Annotated in this window: 18 protein-coding genes; 10 read left to right on the forward strand and 8 right to left on the reverse strand. The window is 67.0% G+C overall.

Going from position 1 to position 18,862, the window contains the following annotated elements; genetic code table 11:
- Positions 1–2 precede the first annotated feature (2 nt).
- The 4 genes from DVH23_RS13690 to hisB form a co-directional block, all read right to left on the reverse strand.
- Positions 3–2,066 carry a S9 family peptidase gene (locus DVH23_RS13690; RefSeq protein ID WP_114577987.1) on the reverse strand — a complete coding sequence of 688 codons (2,064 nt, stop codon included), beginning with the start codon at positions 2,064–2,066 and terminating at the stop codon, positions 3–5.
- A gap of 91 nt (positions 2,067–2,157) precedes the next feature.
- Entirely contained in the window at positions 2,158–2,781 is a 624-nt protein-coding gene (locus DVH23_RS13695) for a YigZ family protein (protein ID WP_114577988.1), read from the reverse strand.
- A gap of 16 nt (positions 2,782–2,797) precedes the next feature.
- Positions 2,798–3,301: an amino acid-binding protein gene (locus DVH23_RS13700; RefSeq protein WP_114577989.1), complete on the reverse strand. Its 504-nt coding sequence runs from the start codon at positions 3,299–3,301 to the stop codon at positions 2,798–2,800.
- Positions 3,302–3,368: 67 nt separating this feature from the next.
- A complete protein-coding gene (gene hisB, locus DVH23_RS13705) occupies positions 3,369–3,962 on the reverse strand; it encodes an imidazoleglycerol-phosphate dehydratase HisB (protein ID WP_114577990.1) in 594 nt (197 codons plus the stop codon).
- 90 nt (positions 3,963–4,052) lie between these two features.
- Here hisB and DVH23_RS13710 point away from each other — a divergent pair, with 90 nt between their 5' ends.
- Entirely contained in the window at positions 4,053–4,739 is a 687-nt protein-coding gene (locus tag DVH23_RS13710) for a VOC family protein (RefSeq protein ID WP_114577991.1), read from the forward strand.
- A gap of 172 nt (positions 4,740–4,911) precedes the next feature.
- Positions 4,912–6,156 (forward strand): RNA-guided endonuclease TnpB family protein, encoded by a 1,245-nt coding sequence (locus DVH23_RS13715; RefSeq protein WP_114577992.1) that lies wholly within the window; start codon positions 4,912–4,914, stop codon positions 6,154–6,156.
- 77 nt (positions 6,157–6,233) lie between these two features.
- Here DVH23_RS13715 and DVH23_RS13720 read toward each other — a convergent pair whose 3' ends face one another.
- Entirely contained in the window at positions 6,234–6,536 is a 303-nt protein-coding gene (locus DVH23_RS13720; RefSeq protein WP_114577993.1) for a DUF5779 family protein, read from the reverse strand.
- Positions 6,537–6,809: 273 nt separating this feature from the next.
- Here DVH23_RS13720 and DVH23_RS13725 point away from each other — a divergent pair, with 273 nt between their 5' ends.
- The 7 genes from DVH23_RS13725 (at position 6,810) to leuD (ending at position 14,215) form a co-directional block, all read left to right on the forward strand.
- Positions 6,810–8,060: a LeuA family protein gene (locus DVH23_RS13725; protein WP_380683943.1), complete on the forward strand. Its 1,251-nt coding sequence runs from the start codon at positions 6,810–6,812 to the stop codon at positions 8,058–8,060.
- 341 nt (positions 8,061–8,401) lie between these two features.
- A complete protein-coding gene (ilvB, locus tag DVH23_RS13730; protein WP_114577994.1) occupies positions 8,402–10,186 on the forward strand; it encodes a biosynthetic-type acetolactate synthase large subunit in 1,785 nt (594 codons plus the stop codon).
- Positions 10,183–10,851, forward strand: coding sequence for an acetolactate synthase small subunit (gene ilvN, locus DVH23_RS13735; protein WP_114577995.1), 669 nt, complete (start codon positions 10,183–10,185; stop codon positions 10,849–10,851). The genes ilvB and ilvN overlap by 4 nt, the downstream gene beginning before the upstream one ends.
- Positions 10,844–11,884: a ketol-acid reductoisomerase gene (gene ilvC, locus DVH23_RS13740; RefSeq protein WP_114577996.1), complete on the forward strand. Its 1,041-nt coding sequence runs from the start codon at positions 10,844–10,846 to the stop codon at positions 11,882–11,884. Before ilvN ends, ilvC begins: the two co-directional genes overlap by 8 nt.
- Before the next feature lie 5 nt (positions 11,885–11,889).
- On the forward strand, positions 11,890–12,153 hold the full coding sequence (locus DVH23_RS13745) for a hypothetical protein (protein WP_114577997.1): 264 nt from the start codon (positions 11,890–11,892) through the stop codon (positions 12,151–12,153).
- The gene (gene leuC, locus DVH23_RS13750; RefSeq protein ID WP_114577998.1) at positions 12,150–13,571 is read left to right on the forward strand and encodes a 3-isopropylmalate dehydratase large subunit; all 1,422 of its coding nucleotides are present in this window, start codon (positions 12,150–12,152) and stop codon (positions 13,569–13,571) included. Before DVH23_RS13745 ends, leuC begins: the two co-directional genes overlap by 4 nt.
- Positions 13,568–14,215 (forward strand): 3-isopropylmalate dehydratase small subunit, encoded by a 648-nt coding sequence (gene leuD / locus DVH23_RS13755; protein WP_114577999.1) that lies wholly within the window; start codon positions 13,568–13,570, stop codon positions 14,213–14,215. Before leuC ends, leuD begins: the two co-directional genes overlap by 4 nt.
- A 31-nt stretch (positions 14,216–14,246) precedes the next feature.
- Here the strand turns inward: leuD and DVH23_RS13760 are convergent, their stop codons facing one another.
- Positions 14,247–14,990, reverse strand: coding sequence for a DNA polymerase sliding clamp (locus DVH23_RS13760; protein WP_114578000.1), 744 nt, complete (start codon positions 14,988–14,990; stop codon positions 14,247–14,249).
- A gap of 225 nt (positions 14,991–15,215) precedes the next feature.
- Here DVH23_RS13760 and DVH23_RS13765 point away from each other — a divergent pair, with 225 nt between their 5' ends.
- Positions 15,216–15,986 (forward strand): 23S rRNA (uridine(2552)-2'-O)-methyltransferase, encoded by a 771-nt coding sequence (locus DVH23_RS13765; RefSeq protein WP_114578021.1) that lies wholly within the window; start codon positions 15,216–15,218, stop codon positions 15,984–15,986.
- Between the two features lie 15 nt (positions 15,987–16,001).
- On the opposite strand, the gene DVH23_RS13770 is transcribed toward DVH23_RS13765, so the two are convergent.
- Positions 16,002–16,178 carry a CopG family transcriptional regulator gene (locus tag DVH23_RS13770; RefSeq protein ID WP_114578001.1) on the reverse strand — a complete coding sequence of 59 codons (177 nt, stop codon included), beginning with the start codon at positions 16,176–16,178 and terminating at the stop codon, positions 16,002–16,004.
- A gap of 59 nt (positions 16,179–16,237) precedes the next feature.
- On the reverse strand, positions 16,238–18,601 hold the full coding sequence (locus DVH23_RS13775; RefSeq protein WP_114578022.1) for a twin-arginine translocase subunit TatC: 2,364 nt from the start codon (positions 18,599–18,601) through the stop codon (positions 16,238–16,240).
- Between the last annotated feature and the right edge of the window lie 261 nt (positions 18,602–18,862).

Raw genomic sequence — 18,862 nt, forward strand, 5'->3', positions numbered from 1 at the left:
GGTTATTCGTCGGTTTCGTTCTCGCCGTCCTCGTCGTCGGAGCCCGTCTCGCCGACCCCCGAGAGCCCTGCCTCCGGGTCGCGCTCGAGTGCGGGTGGGACCTCCCGGCGCTCCGAGTAGCCGTCGAACCAGCGGGCGATCCGTTCGATCCGATCGACGACGTGTCCGGGTTCGCCCGACCGGGAGAGCTCGTGGCCCTCGCGGGGGTAGCGCACGAGGCGGGTGTCGGTCCCCGATTTCTTGAGGCCCAGATAGAACAGCTCGGCCGTGTTCGCGGGCGTGCGGTAGTCCCGATCGGAGTGGAGCAGGAGCGTGGGGGTCTCGACGTCGTCGGCGTTCGCGACCGGCGACTGGGTCCAGAGGAGTTCGGGGTCCTCCCAGGGGGTCGTATCGAAGTCGCCCTCGACGAGTTTGAACGCGTCCGTCGAGCCGTAGAACCCGGTGAGGTCGTAGACCCCGCGCTGGGCGACCGCCGCGCGAAACCGGTCGGTGTGGCCCACCGCCCAGGCGGTCATGAACCCGCCGAAGCTCCCCCCGGTGACGTACTGTTCGTCCTCGTCGACGTACTCCCGGCTCGCGATCTCCTCCGTGCCCGCTATGACGTCCGCGAACGTGATCGCGCCCCAGTCGCGGTCGATCGCCATCGCGTGGTCCTCGCCGTACCCAGTCGAGCCCCGCGGGTTAGACCAGAAGACGACGTAGCCACGGGCGGCCAGCGTCTGGAACTCGTGCCACGTCGACCCGCCCGTCGTCCACTGGGCGTGGGGGCCGCCGTGGATCTCGACGACGAGCGGGTACTCGCGGTCGGGGTCGAAGTCGGGGGGCGTCAGCACCCAGCCCTGGATCGGCCCGGCCTCGCCCTCGACCCACACCTCCTCGGGCTCGGAGACCGCTCGCCCGTCGAGGTACTCCCGGTTGATCCGGGTCAGCCGGCGCCGTTCGGCACCCCCGGGCGTCGAGACGAAGACGTCGCCGGGGTGGTCCCACTCGCTTTCGACCGTCGCGACTGCGTTCGTCCCGACCGAGAACGATTCGAGGGTCGTTCCGTCCACCACCGTCCGGGGCTTGGCACTCGCGTCGCCCGGCACCGACCGGAGGACGACCGAGCCCTCGTCGGGGGTCCCGAAGTAGAGCCGGTCCTCCTCGGGGCCCCACTCGAAACCGACCGCGAGCGTTCGATCGACGGCCTCGGTCGGGGTGGTCTCCTCGCCGTCGGGATGGTGTACTCGAAGCTCGGTCTGGCGCATCGTCGCGCGCTCCTCGGGGGTGTAGGTGTAGGCGACCCGGCCATCGGTGGTGGCCTCGAGGCTGACCTCCCAGCCCGTAGTTTCCGTTAGCGCGGAGGGCTCCCCGCCGAGGTCGTGGTCGTAGATCTCGTGGCGGATCGAGTCGTCGGGATCGTCGGCGTCGCGGTGTTTGCTCGCATAATAGAGGGTCCCCGAATCGCCCCACGTCGGCGCGGCGTAGTCGCGGTCGCCGTCGGTGATCCGGGTGATCGCCTCCTTGCGGTCGTCGTCGAGTGCGGCCTCGACGTCGACGACGTAGACGTGCCGGCGGCGGCCGTCGGCGTACTCCCGGTGGGCCCGGTAGACCGTCCGGTCGATCACGCGGGGGTCCGGCGGCTCGCGTTCGTAGTCGGGATCGGCCTCGAGGTCGCGGCCCTCCTCGCGATCCTCGGCGGTGACCCGCTGGGTGAACGCGAGGCGGGTACTGTCGGGGCTCCACTCGAGGTCCGAAACGCCGCCGACCACCCGGGTCAACTGGCGGGCCTCGCCGCCGTCGGTCGGTAGCAGCCAGAGCTGGGGGCGCTCGCCCTCGCCGCGGGTGCTCGAGAAGGCGAGGTGGGTGCCGTCGGGACGCCATCGCGGTTGGGAGTCGCTCCCGTCGCTGGCGGTGAACTGGCGGGCGCCGTCGCCCGCGAGCTCTGCGAGGTGGACCGTCGCCCCGACGGTCTCGTCGTCCTCGGGTTCCGTGCGGACGAACGCCACCCGCTCGTCGTCGGGGGAGAGACGCGGCTCCTCGGCGCCGGCGAGGTCGCGGTAGTGGCTCGCTTCGATCCTGTCCATGCGCGGGGTCCCGGCGCGGTCCACCTATCGGTTCCGGTCGGCCCGGAAGCGCCAGTCGTCGAATTCCGGTTCTCATGACGTTCATCGACCATCATCGGCCTCGCTCGATCCCCACGCGCCCGCCCGTCGCGCTCCGGAGGCGATCGCAGAACGCCTCCCGCTCCGCCACCGGGACGCGGACCTCGAACCCTACCTCCTCGGCGTACTCCGCGTCGAAGTCGTAGCCCTCGCTCTCGATCACCCCACGGACGGTCCCCGAATCGTCGTACGTCGTCGTGACCACCAGTCGGTCGTGGGGCCGCCGTTCGCGGACGCCCGCGCTCTCGACGGCCTCGCTGGCCGCCCGCGAGTACGCCCGGACGAGTCCGCCGACGCCCAGGTTCGTCCCGCCGTAGTAGCGGGTGACGACGACGGCGACGTTCTCGAGGCCGCGCTTTTCGAGGACGGAGAGTGCGGGTTTGCCCGCCGACGTCGAGGGCTCGCCGTCGTCGTTCGAATACTCCCGCAAGAAGATCCCGCCGTCCGCACCTCCTTCCCGAACCCGGTAGGCGGGCACGTTGTGGGTCGCGTCGTCGTACTCCTCTCGAACCGTCGCGACGAACGTCTCGGCGGCATCGACGGATCCGACGGGCCGGACGTGTCCGACGAACTCCGAACCCGAGACGACGAACCTCGTCGTCGCTTCGTCCGCGACGGTTCTGTAGGGCTCGCTCATCGGAGCCACCGACCGGTCACTGGAGCTCGATCTTCCGGACGAACTCGAGGTCCCGAAGCGCGGTGATCAGCTCGCCGGGGATCTCCTGGTCGGTGACCAGATAGAGGCGGGGTTCGTCGGTGAACTCGGGGTCCTCGCTGATCGTCTGGCGGATCGAGACGCCGTGGTCGGCGAGCGTCCCGGTCACGGAGGCGACGAGTCCCTTCGCCTCCGCGTCGGCGACCTCGATCGAGAGCACCGTCAGATCGAGGACGGGCGCGAGATCCATCAGGCTGGGCACCTGCGAGATGTTCTGGAAGATCCGGCGCAGTTCGGGGTCGGCGAGGATGACGTCGGTCGTCGAGTCCACGACCCGCCGGTCGACGTCGATCTCGCGGGCGATCCCGGTGTTGGGGATCTCGATCCCACCCGAGACCACCCGGCCCTCGTCGTTGACCGAGAAGCCCCGCTCGAGCAACAGACGGATAACCGCCTGCTGGCTCGGGGACCCCTCGAACTTCTCCATGATCTCGTCGAACATTCCTGGGCGGCTATACGGCCGCCGCGGTATAATTGACGGTGGTCGCCGGTGATCGACGCTCGCCGTCTTATTCCGTGAGCGTCCCCTTCGTGCTCGGGGCCTCCTCCCGGCGGTCGTCGATCCGAGTGGCGTCGTCGGCCGTCCGGGCTATGGCCTTGAACAGCGCCTCGATCTCGTGGTGGGCGTTCTCGCCGTCGACCTCGGCGTGGAGCGTGATTCCGGCGTTCATCGCGAACGACTCGGCGAAGTGTCTGGCCATGTCGCTTGCCATCTCGCCGACGGCGTCCTGGGAGAACTCGCCCTCGAAGTAAAACCGGGGCCGCCCGCCCACGTCGACGACGACGCTCGCGACCGCCTCGTCGAGGGGGACCCGCCGGTCGGCGAAGCGAACGATCCCCGCCCGGTCGTCGAGGGCCTCGTCGATGGCAGTTCCGAGAACGATCGCACAGTCCTCGACGGTGTGGTGGTCGTCAATCGCGAGGTCGCCCTCACAGGAGAGCTCGAGGTCGAAGAGGCCGTGGGTCGCGAAGGCGGTCAGCATGTGGTCGAGAAAGCCGATCCCGGTGTCGATCTCGGCCTCGCCCTCGCCGTCGATCGCGAGCCGGCAGTCGATCGTCGTCTCGGCTGTTTCGCGGGTCACCGTCGCCGTACGCTCGCTCATAGCGGGAGTGTGTGCGGGCGGTACAAGGCGGTTGCGCTCGGGGGAGGGCGCTGCCCATCCTTATTATCGCGGAGGGAGTACCCCCGCGAAATGCTCACTGACCTCGCCCGGCTCGGCCTCGAGGCGAAGTCCCTCGATCCGGCTCGCAGCTTCTACGCGGACGCTCTGGACCTCCCGCTGGGGGAGGCGACCGACCGGGCGCTTCAGTTCGATGCGGGGCCTACCGAGGTCGTCGTCCGCCGACCCGATGGGGTCCCTCGTGGGGGACTCCACACCCACTTCGCGTTCTCGATCCCCCCCGCGGAGTACGACGACTGGTGGGATCGGCTCTCCACGGAGTTCGACCTCCACGAGGAGCGTTTCGGCTCCGCGCGCTCGCTGTACTGTTATGACCCCGAGGGCAACTGCGTCGAACTCGGCGAGCGTGACGTCTCCGGGCCCGGAATCGACGGGATCTTCGAGGTCGTCCTCGAGGTCGAATCGCTCGAACGCGCGGAGACGTTCTACACCGCGCTGGGGTTCGACCCGGTCGATCGCGGGAGCGAGCGACGGCGGGTCCGTCTGGCGGGGCCGATGGCGCTCGAACTCTGGGAGCCCCAGCTAGGAATCGCCGACGCCCGCGGGGGCGTCCACGTCGAACTCGGGTTCGATACCACGGACCTCGCGGCGGTCGAACGCGCGGTTTCGGCCACCGACGGCTGCGTCCGTACGGACCGGGGCGAGGATCGGCTGGTCGTCCGGGACCCCGACGGCCACCACCTCACCGTCCGGGCGTGATCAGCTTAATTGCAAGGCGGAGCCCCCTTCCTCAACGAGCACCGGAAGTGTGACGCTCTGTCGCACGGAGGTGCGAGTAGGGAGGAGAGGAGCCGACAGCGGACTACCGAAACCACACGACAGTAGCAGGACGGGCCCGGAAATTTAAGTGCTGTTGGGTCTTATTTGAAGTATGGAGGTGCGTCGAACGGCCGTCGTGAAACTCGCGGTTTCCGACAAGCACCGAGACGCACTCCACCGAACCGCCGAGTACTACCTCTATTGTGCGAACCGAACCAGCGAGTTCTGCTGGTCGAAATCTTCGATCGACGACTGCAAGACAAACAAACGAACGGTTCGGGATGCGCTGTACACCGACCTTCGAGAGGAGACGGAGCTCCATGCACAGCTCGTTCAAGCCGCCATCCGGCGCGGCGTCGAAGCCGTCAAGGGCGTCGTCGAACGCTGGAAGAAGGGCCAACGCGTCTCTCGTCCGACGTTCACTGCCGAGACGATCGACTACGACACGCGAAGCGCAACGTTCTCCCGAACCACGGCGTCGCTTGCAACGGTCGATGGCCGGGTCGAACTCCCGTTCGTCCTCCCGTCGAGCAGTCCGACGCCCTACGAACAGTACGTTCTCTCGGAGGACTACGAGTTTCGCGAGAGTACGCTCAGGTACGACCCGGTAACCGACGAGTTCTACCTCAACATTTCGATGCGGCGGTACGACAGTGATCAGTCTGGGGTTTCGACAGATACCGAGCACCAATCGGTCCTCGGTATCGACCTCGGCGTCAATAGTCTCGCTGTCGCCTCAACTGGCACGTTCTGGCAGGGCGACGACTACGACCACTGGTGTCGAGAGTTCGAGAAGCAGCGTGGGAAGATGCAACAACGCGGGACGCAAGCCGCGCACAATGCGGTTCTTCGGCTCGGAAAGCGCGAAGACGCGTGGCGAAAACAATACATCCACACCGTCGCAAACGAGATCGTTTCGGAAGCCGTCGAGAACGGGTGCGACGTGATCGTGTTCGAGAAGTTGGACGGCATCCGCGAGCGGTTGCCGTTTGCGGAGTGGCACCACATCTGGGCGTTCCGCCGGCTGGTCGAGTACGTCGAGTACAAGGCACCGGAACGCGGCGTCTCCATCGAACAGGTCGCGCCGAACCACACGTCCCAACGCTGTTCTCGGATGGACTGTGGATTCACGCACGAGAGCAACCGAGACGGCGAGCACTTTCACTGCCAGAAATGCGGCTACGAGGTCAACGCGGACTACAATGCAGCGAAGAATATCGGGCTCCGATACGCTCGGAAGCGACACCACAGACTCCGTTCCTCGCCCACGTCGGGGGGCGGAGACGCACCAGTAGACGTGCGTGTGAATGGTGGGACGTTGAACGGCGAGAGTCACCGGCCTATTGTCGGGGACTGAGTGCCGGGAGTCCACATCAAAGCCCTACCCTCAACGAGCGAACCCCGTATGGGGTGAGCGAAGTAGGGTAGGGTAGTTTACAGCCGGCTCGTGTCGACGTCGACGCCCGGCGGGGAGACGATCAGGAAGCCCCGGAAGTGGACCAGCTCCCCGCCCGATTCCTTGACCGTGCGGGCGAAGCCCGCGGCCAGTTCGTTGACGTCGCCGTCGACGGCGAGGACGAGGACGGCGCCCTCGGTGACGGTCTCGAGCCACTCCTCGTCGGGCGTGGTGCCGTCGAGGACGCCGAGGACGACGTTCGCGTCGCCGTCGTCCTCGCGGTCGGTCGCCGAATCGATCTCGTCTTCGACCCGTTCGAGGTCGAGGTCGAACCCGCTCATGGGCGTGGATCGACTGGCGCCGAGAAAAGCGTTCGGCTCCGGCGAGGCGGACGAACGTCCACTCGGCGGCCGCGCGCGAGGGCTCGAACTGTTCGATTCACCGGATCGAAGCCGATATTTTCACGGGCCGGGTCGCCACGCGGCCCCGCTGTGACGCACAGTATAAGGACATACCCAGTGTGGAAGGGCGTTTACCTCGTGCGGTTTTCGGCCAGCGCGCGCGTGGGTCGGCGTGAGGCCGCCCTCCGAGCTCCGCCCTGGCGTCAGGTTTATATACGTCGTCGCTCCTCGGATGGGACACGATGTCTACACCAGACACCGGCTCTGAGACCCCTCAGGGCGGTCGAGTTCTTCCAGGGCACGTTAGACTCCACTGAGGAGATCGAGACGGCTCGAGTGTTCGATACGACCCTGCGGGACGGCGAGCAGTCCCCGGGAACGTCGTTTTCCTACGACGACAAACGCGAGATAGCCTCGCTACTGGACGAGATGGGAACCCACGTCATCGAGGCCGGGTTCCCCGTCAACTCCGACGCGGAGTTCGAGGCGGTCCGCGACATCGCCTCCTCGACACAGACGACGACCTGCGGGTTGGCCCGCGTCGTCGAGGGAGACGTCGAGGCGGCGCTGGATTCGGGCGTCGAACTGGTCCACGTCTTCGCCAGCACCAGCGACGTCCAGATCGAGGACTCGATGCACTCGACCCGAGAGGAGGTAGTACAGCGCGCAGTCGAGTCGGTCGAACGGGTCAAAGAGGCGGGCGCGGAGTGTATGTTCTCGCCGATGGACGCGACCCGGACCGACGAGGCGTTCTTACTCGAGACCGTCGAGGCGGTCACCGAGGCGGGAACCGACTGGATCAACGTTCCGGACACGTGTGGCGTCGCCACCCCGCGGCGGTTCTACGACCTGATCGAGAAGATCGTCGCCCACACCGACGCACGGATCGACGTCCACACCCACGACGACTTCGGGCTGGCGACCGCGAACGCGCTCTCGGGGATCGAGGCCGGGGCCGAGCAGGCCCAGGTCTCGGTGAACTCGATCGGCGAGCGCGCGGGCAACGCCGCCTACGAGGAGTACGTGATGGCCGTCGAGTCGCTCTACCAGACGGACACGGGGATCGACACGACCCGGATCACCGAACTCTCGGAGATGGTCGCCGAGAAGAGCGGGGTCGCGACCCCCTCGAACAAGCCGGTCGTCGGCTCGAACGCCTTCTCCCACGAGAGCGGGATCCACGCCGCGGGCGTCATCGAGAACGCCGACACGTTCGAACCCGGCGTGATGACCCCCGAGATGGTCGGCGCCGAGCGCCGACTCGTCCTGGGCAAGCACACGGGCACCCACTCGGTGCGCGAACGCCTGCGCGAGCAGGGGTACGACCCCACCGACGAGGAGGTCCGGGCGGTCACCCGGCGGGTCAAGGACTTCGGCGCCGAGAAGCGCCAGGTCACCGTCGCCGACCTGGAGCGCTTTGCCGACGACGAGGGGATCAGAAAGCGAGAGGGGGTGCGGGCCTGAATGCCCCGCTCAGCGGCTTTCACGGGTGGCCAGCGCCGGCTGGAGGGCTCGCGGGCTCGCGTCGCGGGCTCGGGACGCAAACGATGCCGGCCACGCAACGGTTATATGGATGGGGTCCCCTACCAGGGTACTGATGACGCGACGCGCACTCGAGCCGGAACTCGGCGCCGACAGCGTCGCGTCGCTCGCTATTGTAGGGGCCGCCTAGCCCCCACACCACCCCTTCTCCCGACCCCGAACCCGTACCGTTTTCCGAGCGACGCCTGCCGCCGACAGCCACACCAGATGACACGACACCGACCGAACCGACGGATGCGACCGACACGAACGGGGGGAGCCCGATGAGCGAGCCCGCCCCGTCGGTCGCGACTCCCGAACAGGAACGAGCACAGGAGCGATCGGACGACCCGGAACCCGACGCGGAACCCACCGCCGAACCCGTCACCACGGGCGCCCAGTCGGTGATCCGCGCCTTAGAGAACGTCGGCGTCGAGTACGCCTTCGGCGTCCAGGGCGGGGCGATCATGCCCGTCTACGACGCCCTCTACGATTCCGACATCAGGCACGTCACGATGGCCCACGAGCAAGGGGCCTCCCACGCCGCCGACGCCTACGGGATCGTCAGCGGCGAGCCTGGGATCTGCCTCGCGACGTCGGGTCCGGGTGCGACGAACCTCGTTACGGGGCTCGCCGACGCCGACATGGACTCCGATCCCGTGGTTGCGCTGACCGGCCAGGTCCCCACGGAGATGGTCGGCAACGACGCCTTCCAGGAGACCGACACCACCGGGGTGACGACGCCGATCACGAAGGCCAACACGTTCTCGAGCGATCCGGACACCGTCGGCGACGACGTCGGCGAGGCGTTCGCGCTCGCGAACACCGGCCGGCCGGGACCGACGCTCGTGGACCTCCCGAAGGACGTCACCCTGGATGACACCGAGCGCGAACCCGGCGAGGCCCGCGTTCCCGACACCTACGACGTCCAGGAGCGAGCCGACCCCGAGGTCGTCCGCGCCGCGGCCCGCCGGATCGAGAGCGCCGACCGACCCCTCTTCTTGCTCGGCGGCGGGGTCATCAAGGGCGACGCGAGCGCGGAGTGTCGAGAGTTCGCGACCGACCACGAGATCCCGGTCGCGACGACGATGCCCGCGATCGGTGCCTTCCCCGAGGACCACGAGCTCTCGATGGAGATGGCGGGGATGCACGGCACCGGCTACGCCAACATGGCGATCACCCACTGCGATACGTTGATCGCCGTCGGCACCCGCTTCGACGACCGCCTCACCGGTGGAATCGAGACGTTCGCGCCCGACGCCGAGGTGATCCACGTCGACATCGACCCCGCCGAGATCAGCAAGAACATCCACGCGGAGTATCCGTTGGTCGGCGACGCCGCGACGGTCGTCGACCAACTGTCGGCGGAAGTCGAGGAATCGCCCCGAGCAAAGAAGTGGCGTGCCCAGTGCCAGCAGTGGAAGTCGGAGTACCCGATGGCCTACGACACGCCCGAGGACGAACCGGTCAAACCCCAGTTCGTCGTCGAGGCGGTCGACGAGGCGACCAGCGACCGGGCGATCGTCACCACCGGCGTCGGCCAACACCAGATGTGGGCCTGCCAGTACTGGACCTACACCGAGCCCCGGACGTGGGTCTCGAGTCACGGCCTCGGAACGATGGGCTATGGCTTCCCCGCGGCGATCGGCGCGCGGCTGGCCGCCGAGGACGACCAGGAGGTCATCTGTGTCGAGGGCGACGGCTCGTTCCTGATGACGATGCAGGAACTCGCCGTCGCGGTCCGGGAGAACCTCGATATCACGGTCGTCGTTCTCAACAACGAGTACATCGGGATGGTCCGCCAGTGGCAGGACGCCTTCTTCGAAGGGCGACACTCGGCCTCGGAGTACGGCTGGTGTCCCGAGTTCGACAAGCTCGCGGAGGCCTTCGGCGCGCGTGGCTTCCGGATCGACGACTACGACGAGGTCGCCGACACCGTCGAAGCCGCTCTCGACTACGATGGCCCCTCGGTGATCGATGCCCACGTCGATCCGCAAGCGAACGTCTACCCGATGGTCCCGAGCGGCGGCGACAACGGTCAGTTCGCGCTGACGGAGGACCAGCTATGACGCAGGGTCTGGAGGGGCCCCGACCCGAGGAACGCCCGCGTCCGGAGGGCCGGCGAAACGCCCAGGGGATCCGGATCGACCCCGAAGTCGAGGCCGAACCCGCGGTCCGTCGGACGGTCATCTCGGCGCTCGTGACCCACGAGCCGGGGGTGCTCTCGGACGTCTCCGGGCTGTTCTCGAGACGCCAGTTCAACATCGAGAGCCTCACCGTCGGCCCCACGGAGGACGAAGAGCGCGCCCGGATCACCCTCGTCATCGAGGAACACGAGCCGGGGATCGAACAGGCCAAAAAGCAACTGCGAAAGCTCGTGCCGGTCATCTCGGTGCGCGAACTCGAGCCCGACGCGATGCGCCGGGAACTCATGCTCATCAAGGTGAGCGCGACCCGGCCCGACCGGGTCGCCGCAGTCACCGAGATGTACGACGGAAAGACGGTCGACGCGACCCCCGAGACGGCGACGATCCAGGTCACGGGCAGCCGCCAGAAGGTCGAGGCCGCGGTCGAGGCCTTCTCCCAGTTCGGGATCCGCGAAATCTCCCGGACCGGGACGACCGCACTGGCCCGGGGCGACGACCGGACGGCCGCACGAGAGGAATCGCCTGTCGAATACGAGGCGGACGGAACACCGACGACCCCACAGACGACACACTCCGACGATGACTGACGAATTCACCACCCAGGTCTACTACGAAGACGACGTCGACGAATCGTACCTCGAGGACACCACGGTCGCCGTACTCGGCTACGGCAGCCAGGGTCACGCTCACGCGCTGAACATGCAAGAGAGTGGGATCGACGTCCGCGTCGGCCTCCGCGAGGACTCCTCGTCCAGGGCGGCCGCCGAGGAGGAGGGATTAGAGGTCGGGACCCCGGCCGAAGTCGCACAGGTTGCGGAGGTCATCTCCGTACTGGTTCCCGACACGGTCCAGTCGGCGGTTTACGAGGAGATCGAACCGCACCTGGAGGACGGCGACACCCTCCAGTTCGCCCACGGGCTGAACATCCACTACAACCAGATCCAGCCCCCCGAACACGTCGACGTGACGATGGTCGCCCCGAAGAGCCCGGGCCACCTCGTCCGCCGGAACTACGAGAACGACCAGGGAACCCCCGGTCTGCTTGCGGTCTACCAGGACACCACGGGCGAGGCGACCGAGCGCGGCCTGGCGTACGCGAAGGCCATCGGCTGTGCGCGGGCGGGCGTCCTGGAGACCACCTTCCAGGAGGAAGTCGAGACCGACCTCTTCGGCGAACAGGTCGTTCTCTGTGGCGGCGTCACCTCGCTGGTGAAAGCGGGCTACGAGACGCTTGTCGACGCCGGCTACAGCCCCGAGGCGGCGTACTTCGAGTGCATGAACGAGCTGAAGCTCATCGTCGATCTGATGTACGAGGGCGGGCTCTCGGAGATGTGGGATTCGGTGAGCGATACGGCGGAGTACGGCGGGCTCACCCGGGGTGATCGCGTGATCGACGACAACGCCCGCGAGAACATGGAGGAGATCTTAGAGGAAGTCCAGAGCGGCGAGTTCGCCGGCGAGTGGATCGCCGAGAACCAGGTCGGGCGACCGAAGTACACCCAGATCCGCCAGGCCGAGAAGGACCACGAGATCGAGGAGGTCGGCGAGCGCCTGCGGGGGCTGTTCGCCTGGGCCGACGAGCAAGAAGAGAAGCCGGCCGAAGCGCCGGCCGACGACTGAGACCAATGACCGACACGAACGACACAGACACCGACGACGGAACGCGAATGCGGGACGTGAGCCACACCAGCCCCTACACCGGGAAGCCGGCGGGCAACCTGTTCGCCCGCGGGCGGACCGTCGTGGCCGACGGCGGCCGCGACGAGGGCAGGGACGCCGACGAGGAGCCGGCGACGATGAAGGACGTCAGCCACACCCCGCCCCACGACGCCGACGACGTAAACCGGGTGTTCGAGCGGGGCGAGGCCGGCGAGGATACCGAGGAATGAGCGAGCGCACGCTCTACGATCGGGTTTGGGAGCGCCACAAGGTAACGGAGCTCCCCACCGGCCAGGACCAGCTGTTCGTCGGCCTCCACCTCATCCACGAGGTCACGAGCCCGCAGGCGTTCGGGATGCTCAGAGAGCGCGATCTGGAGGTCGCCTACCCGAAACTCACACACGCGACGGTCGATCACATCGTTCCGACGGCCGATCAGTCCAGACCGTACGCAGAGGACGCCGCAGAGGAGATGATGAGCGAACTCGAGGCGAACGTCCGGGAGGCCGGCATCGAGTTTTCGCATCCCGACAGCGGTGACCAGGGGATCGTCCACGTCATCGGTCCCGAGCAGGGGCTGACCCAGCCGGGGAAGACGATCGTCTGTGGCGACAGCCATACCTCGACCCACGGCGCCTTCGGCGCGCTCGCCTTCGGCATCGGCACCTCCCAGATCCGGGACGTGCTCGCGACCGGGACGATCGCGATGGAGAAACAGAAGGTCCGGAAGATCGAGGTCACGGGCGAACTCGGTGCGGGCGTCGAGGCCAAGGACGTGATCCTCGAGATCATCCGCCGGCTCGGTACCGAGGGCGGCGTCGGCTACGTCTACGAGTACGCCGGCGAGGCCATCGAGAGCCTGGGGATGGAAGGTCGAATGAGCATCTGCAACATGTCGATCGAGGGCGGGGCGCGTGCGGGCTACGTCAACCCCGACGAGACCACCTACGAGTGGCTCGCCGAGACCGACGCCTTCGCCGACGACCCCGACCGATTCGACGAGCTCAAACCCTACTGGGAGTCGATCCGTTCGGACGAGGACGCCGAGTACGACGACGTCGTCACCATCGACGGCTCCTCGCTCGAGCCCGTCGTGACGTGGGGGACGACACCGGGCCAGGGCGTCGGCATCACCCAGCCGATTCCCCATCCCGACGACCTCCCGGAGGACAAACGGGACACGGCCCGGCGCGCCCAGGAGCACATGCGCGTTACACCGGGCGAGACGATGGCGGGCTATCCGGTAGACGTCGCCTTCCTGGGATCGTGTACGAACGCTCGACTGCCCGACCTCCGCCGGGCGGCCGGGATCGTCTCCGGCCGCGAGGTCCACGAGGACGTCCGCGCGATGGTCGTCCCCGGCAGCCAGCGCGTCCAGCGCGCCGCAGAGGAGGAGGGACTCAAGGACGTCTTCGAGGCCGCGGGCTTCGACTGGCGAAACGCCGGCTGCTCGATGTGTCTCGGGATGAACGAGGATCAGTTGGAGGGGGACGAGGCCTGTGCCAGTTCCTCGAACCGGAACTTCGTGGGCCGTCAAGGGAGCAAGGACGGCCGGACGGTCCTGATGAACCCGCGGATGGTCGCCGCGGCGGCGATCGCCGGGGAGGTCACCGACGTTCGCGAGTTGAAGGAGGTGACTCGCGCGTGAGCGACGTCGAAATTCCGGAGGTCGATTCGGTCTCCGGCACCGGCGTCCCGATCCGGGGAAACGACATCGACACCGACCAGATCATCCCCGCGCGGTTCATGAAGGTCGTCACCTTCGACGGGCTAGGGGAGTTCGCCTTCTTCGACCAGCGGTTCGGGGACGACGACGACCAGAAAGACCACCCGATGAACGAAGAGCGGTTCCAGGGGGCAAACGTCATGGTCGTCAACGCCAACTTCGGCTGTGGCTCCTCGAGAGAACACGCCCCCCAGGCGCTCAAGCGCTGGGGGATCGACGCCCTGATCGGCGAGAGCTTCGCCGAGATCTTCGCGGGCAACTGTCTCGCGCTCGGGATCCCGACGATCACGGCGAGCACCGAGGAGGTCGGGGCGCTCCAGGCCTACGTAGAGGAACACCCCGACGCCGAGATCGCCATCGACGTCGACCGGGAACTCGTCACCTACGGTGCCGACGGCGAGGACCACGCGATCGACGCGGCCGTCGATACGGCCCAGCGCACGGCTCTCACGGAGGGGGTTTGGGACACGACGGCGCTGATGAAGTCCAACGCGGATGCCGTTCGGGAGAAAGCGAGGGAGTTGCCGTACGTCGAGGACGGCCAGATCCCCGACGCGGCGGACTGATCGTTTTCCGAGTTCGAAAAAAACGGCGCTCTTAGTCGCTCTGGATCCGCGGGGCGAGCATGTACGTGACCTGGCCATCGCCCTCGGCGAAGCCGTAGTGGAGCTTGATCGGGAACTCCTCGCCGAGTTCTAAGGTGACCTCGGCGTCGGTCGGGATCGCCTTGTTCATGTCCTTCAAGTAGTCGAGGCTGAACAGCGAGTGGGCCGGGCCGGTCTGGAGATCGATGAGGTCCTCCTCGGTCAGTTCGAGGTGGACGTCGTCGGTGTCGCCCTCGGCATCGACGTAGAAGTACTCTTCGCCGTCGTCCACGCCGAGGGTGATGTGGTCGGAGACCATGTCGGCGGCCGTCACCGACCGGTTGATGTCTCTGCCCTCGAGGACGACCTCTGCGGGGAGGTCTAAATCGGGGATGTCGGGCTCCTGGCGGATCGAGTCGGGGTCGATCAGCGCCAGCGTGTACTCGAGACCGTCGATCTGAATCTGGAGCTTGCGGGTCTCCTCGTCGAGTTCGAGCTGGACGAGCTGGCCGGTCTCGGCCATGCCCGCGATGTCCTCGAGCCGGGAGAGGTCGATGCCGATGAGGCCGCCGTCTGCCTCGTAGGATTCGAAGGCATCGGCCGAGAGCGAGAGGTCGACCATCCCGACGTTCGCGGGGTCGACGGCGCGGATCTGGAGGCCGTCCTCGTCCAGATGGATCTTGCACTCCTCGACCAGCACGCTCACCGAATCGAGCGTACTGGAGAGCGTTGCCGCGCTCACGATGGCCTTGAACATATGGAGGCGAATACGAACGGTCGGTACAAAAAGCCACCCTTTGGTGGGTGGAAGTGAAACGGTTCCCGGGAGTTTCGGATCGATTCGGGGAGTCGGTCGAAGCGACGGGGGCAGCGAGACGAGGCGTCAACGCTTACCGACTCCGGCCCCTCGGGACGGGTATGATCCGATCCGATCCCGGCTCGAGGCGCCAGCGAGCGGATGCCTCCGGCGAGGTGGGCCGCCATGGCTAACGGCCGTGACGACTACTACAACCGGGCCAAACAGCAGGGGTATCGCTCGCGGTCGGCCTACAAGCTCAAACAGCTCGACGACCTCGAGAACGTCCTCTCGCCGGGCGACACCGTGGTCGATCTCGGGGCCGCACCCGGGGGGTGGCTCCAGGTCGCCGCCGAAGGCGTCGGGGAGGAGGGGCGAGTGATCGGGGTCGACCTCCAGCGGATCGATGACCTGGAGCACGACCAAGTCGAGACGATCCGGGGGGACATGACCGAGGAACGCACCCGCGAGCGGGTTCGCGATGCTGCGGGAGGAGAGGTCGACACGGTCGTCTCGGACATGGCGCCGAACATGACCGGGGAGTACTCGCTGGATCAGGCCCGGTCGCTCCACCTCGCCCGGCAGGCCTTCGAGACTGCCTGCGAACTGCTCGGAAGCGGCGGCGACTTCGTCGTGAAGGTGTTCGACGGCCCCGATGTCTCCGACTTCCGAGCGGAGGTCGAAGAGGAGTTCCGGTACGTCCGGGCGACGACGCCCGAGGCCTCCCGGAAGGAGTCCTCCGAACTCTACTTGATCGGGAAGGAACGCCTGACCGCGCCCGTCCGAGAAGGCGACGAACTCGAGGTCGAAATCGTCGACGTCGGCGAGGAGGGCGACGGGATCGCCAGTGTCTCGGGCTTTCGCCTGTTCGTTCCCGACGCCGAGGACGGCGAGACGGTTCGGGTCCGGGTCGAGGACGTCAAACCCCGGTTCGGGTTCGCCGAGCGGATCAATTAGGCCATCGCGAGACGATCAGGAGTCCTCGTCGAGCCGGTCGTGGCGCTGGTCGATCTCGTCCAGGATATCGAGGGTCTTCCGGACCGAGGCTCGAATCGCGTCGCTTCGGTTGACGAACTTGCCGTCGTCGCCGACGTGGTCGTCCAAATCCTCGAGGAGTTCCCGGGGGATCTCGACGCTGATTTTGGGCATGGAGCGTCTTCGGACGCGGATGGTTTAACTGATCCGCCGACCGGCCCGTCGCCCGGCGATCAGCGGTTAAGAAGGCCGGTATCGAGCGTCGGCCCCTTCCGTTTGCCCCCGAAGAACCGGCCGCCGGCGGTGAGCAGGTAGAGGACCCCGAGGCCGAGGAGGTACGTGAGGGCGATGGGGAACGCGAACAGGAGCATCGTCAGGATCCCCGAGGGAGTGGCGAAGGCCGCGACCGTGAAGATCGCGACGATGACGACCCGCCAGCCCCGCAGCATCGTCCGGTAGGGGACGAGCCCGCCGACGTGAAACAGCGCCATCGTGACGACGATGTTGAGCAGGAAGCCGATGCCGATGGTCGTAAAGATCACCATCCAGATGAAGTGTTTGATCCGGTAGGAGATCACCATCCCGGCGTCGATCGAATCGGAGATCAGATAGGAGATCACCGAGGGTGCGATCCAGAAAAAGCCGAGGAAGGTCCCGACGGCGAAGCCGGCGATCAGGCCCCCGCCCCAGAGGACGAACACCCGACGGTCGCCCCGGGCGAGCCCGCGCTCTTTCAGCGCCGGCCAGGCGTAGTAGAGGATCAGCGGGAGGACGGCGATGATCCCCGCGATGACGCTCACCTTCACCTCGAAGATCAGGACCTCGACGGGGTGGAGGGCGATGACGAAGTCGCCCTCCTGGATCAGCGTCTGGGTGTCGGCGTCCGGCGAGACGTTCGTCCCCCGGAGCTCCGCGAGCGAGACGAGCAACTCGCGGGGAACGTTCGAGACGAACGTTTCGAGGACCCATCCGAGCCCGCCGGAGTAAAGCCCCATGAACACCCCGCCCATCACGACCATGAACAGGCCGACGATGCGGAACATCCGCGAGGTGAGGCTCTGGAAGATGAAGGCGACGTCGTAGGCGTAGCCGCCGATGTCCTCCTCGGTCGTCTCCTCTTCGGTAAAGGAGTTCAGGATGTCGGCGGCGGTACTCGAGAAAACGTTGCCCTCCTCCTCTTCGGGGGCCGGTGGGCCCTCGTCCCCGCCGCCAGCGGTCTCGCCTGGGGTCGCGGCGTCGCCGGCGACCGTGCCCGCAGCGCCGCCCTCCCCCTCGGCGGTCGGTCCCTCGTCCTCTGCGTGGAGGGTGTCGAACCGATCGAGGATCGCCTGGGCCTTCTCGCGGTCGTCGTCGAACATCGCCTGGCGGGCGTGGTCCATCGCCTCCTCTTCGTCCATCTCGAGGAACGCCTGTGGCGGGACGGCATCGATGGCATCGGCGTCGAGGACGTCGATGTCGATCTCCTCGGGCTCGCCGGTCCGGATCTGGTCGATCCGGGGGTGGACCGGCTCCTGGAGCACCTTGATCGTGTAGACGAACAGCGCGAGGAAGCCGATGACGGCGGCGACGAGCAGACCCGCCAGGAGCGCGCCCGCGGCGCCGTACTCGGCGCCGAGGGTCTCGAGGGCGGTCGGCCCGCCCGGCCGGATGAGTTCGGGCAGGAGGGGGTAGAGTTCGTCCTCTAAGACGTCGAAGCCGCCGAATTCGACGAAGCCGGCGACGGCGAGCCAGACCATGCCCAGGATTCCGCCGGCCTGGAGCGCCCGCTTTCGGAGCAGGCTGGTGCCGCCGATCGCCTCGGCGGCGCCCCGCCTGCGGGTGTTGGTCAGCAACTTCGCGAGCCCGAGGCTGAACGCGTAGAGGGCGGTCAGCGGGATCATCCACATGACCAGCGTGAAGGGGTCCGGCGGCGAGAACAGGGCGCCGAAGACGGCGATGGCGACGATCGAGTGGCGCCACTTGTCCCGGAAGGTCTCGTAGGGGACGATCTCGGTGTAGGCGAGCGCGCCCATGAAGAGGGGAAGCTGGGCGGCGAGTCCGAAGGAGATGGTGAGCAACGCCATGAAGTTGGTGAACTCGGTGATTCCGAAGTTGGGGTTGACACCCGCGCTGTCGGCGTTGCCCGCGAGGAACTCGAAGGCGAACGGAAAGAAGACGACGTAGGCGTAGACGATCCCGAGACAGAACAGCCCCAGAGCGCTCACGACGAAGCCGACGATCGACGCCGTCGAGATCGGGATCGCCGACTCGTAGCCCCGTTCCCTGATCGGTTTCCGCGCGAAGTAGAGGACGGCGGGGATCGAGACGATCGCGCCGACGATCATCCCGATCTTCGCCTGCAACAGGATCACCTCGAACGGCGTTCGGGTGATGACGTCGGTCTGGCCGGCGAGCTGGCTCGACATCTCGGCTTCGGCCGTCGCCTTGAGGAACTCCCAGACGTAGATCCGGAGGGCGTAAAACGAGCCGATGAAGCCGATGACGAAGACGATGAATATCTTCTGGAGATGGTTCTGTGCGACCGAGAGCACCTCGGCGATCGTCTGCCTGCCGCTGTCGATCGCCCGGAGGGTGTCTTCGTCGACGGCGGAGCTCATCGCGTACACGTACCGTGCTTATATCCAGTTATCAACCTTTCGTGTCGGGGGCTCGGGACCACCCTGTCTTTCCCCGGAAGACCCGTCGTCCCGGAGTGATCGTAAGAAAAAGGCCTATAACCGGCGGCCGATCTATGTCCCGTAGATGCCCGACGAGTCGGACGAGTCGGAGGAGGGAGACCCCATCGACGGCTCCGAGGAGCCACGGGACTCCCCCGAGGACTCCGACCGGGGGTCGCCGATCGACCCGTCCGACCTCGA

This window comes from Saliphagus sp. LR7 (assembly GCF_003344565.1).
GTDB lineage: Archaea > Halobacteriota > Halobacteria > Halobacteriales > Natrialbaceae > Saliphagus > Saliphagus infecundisoli.

What these genes read in the sequence shown, in the direction of transcription:
- DVH23_RS13770 (WP_114578001.1), bottom strand. Translation starts at nt 16,178, where the DNA reads ATGCCCAAAATCAGCGTCGAGATCCCCCGGGAACTCCTCGAGGATTTG.
- leuC (WP_114577998.1), top strand. Translation starts at nt 12,150, where the DNA reads ATGAGCGAGCGCACGCTCTACGATCGGGTTTGGGAGCGCCACAAGGTA.
- hisB (WP_114577990.1), bottom strand. Translation starts at nt 3,962, where the DNA reads ATGAGCGAGCGTACGGCGACGGTGACCCGCGAAACAGCCGAGACGACG.
- DVH23_RS13695 (WP_114577988.1), bottom strand. Translation starts at nt 2,781, where the DNA reads ATGAGCGAGCCCTACAGAACCGTCGCGGACGAAGCGACGACGAGGTTC.
- DVH23_RS13760 (WP_114578000.1), bottom strand. Translation starts at nt 14,990, where the DNA reads ATGTTCAAGGCCATCGTGAGCGCGGCAACGCTCTCCAGTACGCTCGAT.
- ilvB (WP_114577994.1), top strand. Translation starts at nt 8,402, where the DNA reads ATGAGCGAGCCCGCCCCGTCGGTCGCGACTCCCGAACAGGAACGAGCA.
- DVH23_RS13715 (WP_114577992.1), top strand. Translation starts at nt 4,912, where the DNA reads ATGGAGGTGCGTCGAACGGCCGTCGTGAAACTCGCGGTTTCCGACAAG.
- DVH23_RS13745 (WP_114577997.1), top strand. Translation starts at nt 11,890, where the DNA reads ATGACCGACACGAACGACACAGACACCGACGACGGAACGCGAATGCGG.
- DVH23_RS13710 (WP_114577991.1), top strand. Translation starts at nt 4,053, where the DNA reads ATGCTCACTGACCTCGCCCGGCTCGGCCTCGAGGCGAAGTCCCTCGAT.
- DVH23_RS13690 (WP_114577987.1), bottom strand. Translation starts at nt 2,066, where the DNA reads ATGGACAGGATCGAAGCGAGCCACTACCGCGACCTCGCCGGCGCCGAG.
- DVH23_RS13775 (WP_114578022.1), bottom strand. Translation starts at nt 18,601, where the DNA reads ATGAGCTCCGCCGTCGACGAAGACACCCTCCGGGCGATCGACAGCGGC.
- DVH23_RS13720 (WP_114577993.1), bottom strand. Translation starts at nt 6,536, where the DNA reads ATGAGCGGGTTCGACCTCGACCTCGAACGGGTCGAAGACGAGATCGAT.
- ilvN (WP_114577995.1), top strand. Translation starts at nt 10,183, where the DNA reads ATGACGCAGGGTCTGGAGGGGCCCCGACCCGAGGAACGCCCGCGTCCG.
- ilvC (WP_114577996.1), top strand. Translation starts at nt 10,844, where the DNA reads ATGACTGACGAATTCACCACCCAGGTCTACTACGAAGACGACGTCGAC.
- DVH23_RS13700 (WP_114577989.1), bottom strand. Translation starts at nt 3,301, where the DNA reads ATGTTCGACGAGATCATGGAGAAGTTCGAGGGGTCCCCGAGCCAGCAG.
- DVH23_RS13765 (WP_114578021.1), top strand. Translation starts at nt 15,216, where the DNA reads ATGGCTAACGGCCGTGACGACTACTACAACCGGGCCAAACAGCAGGGG.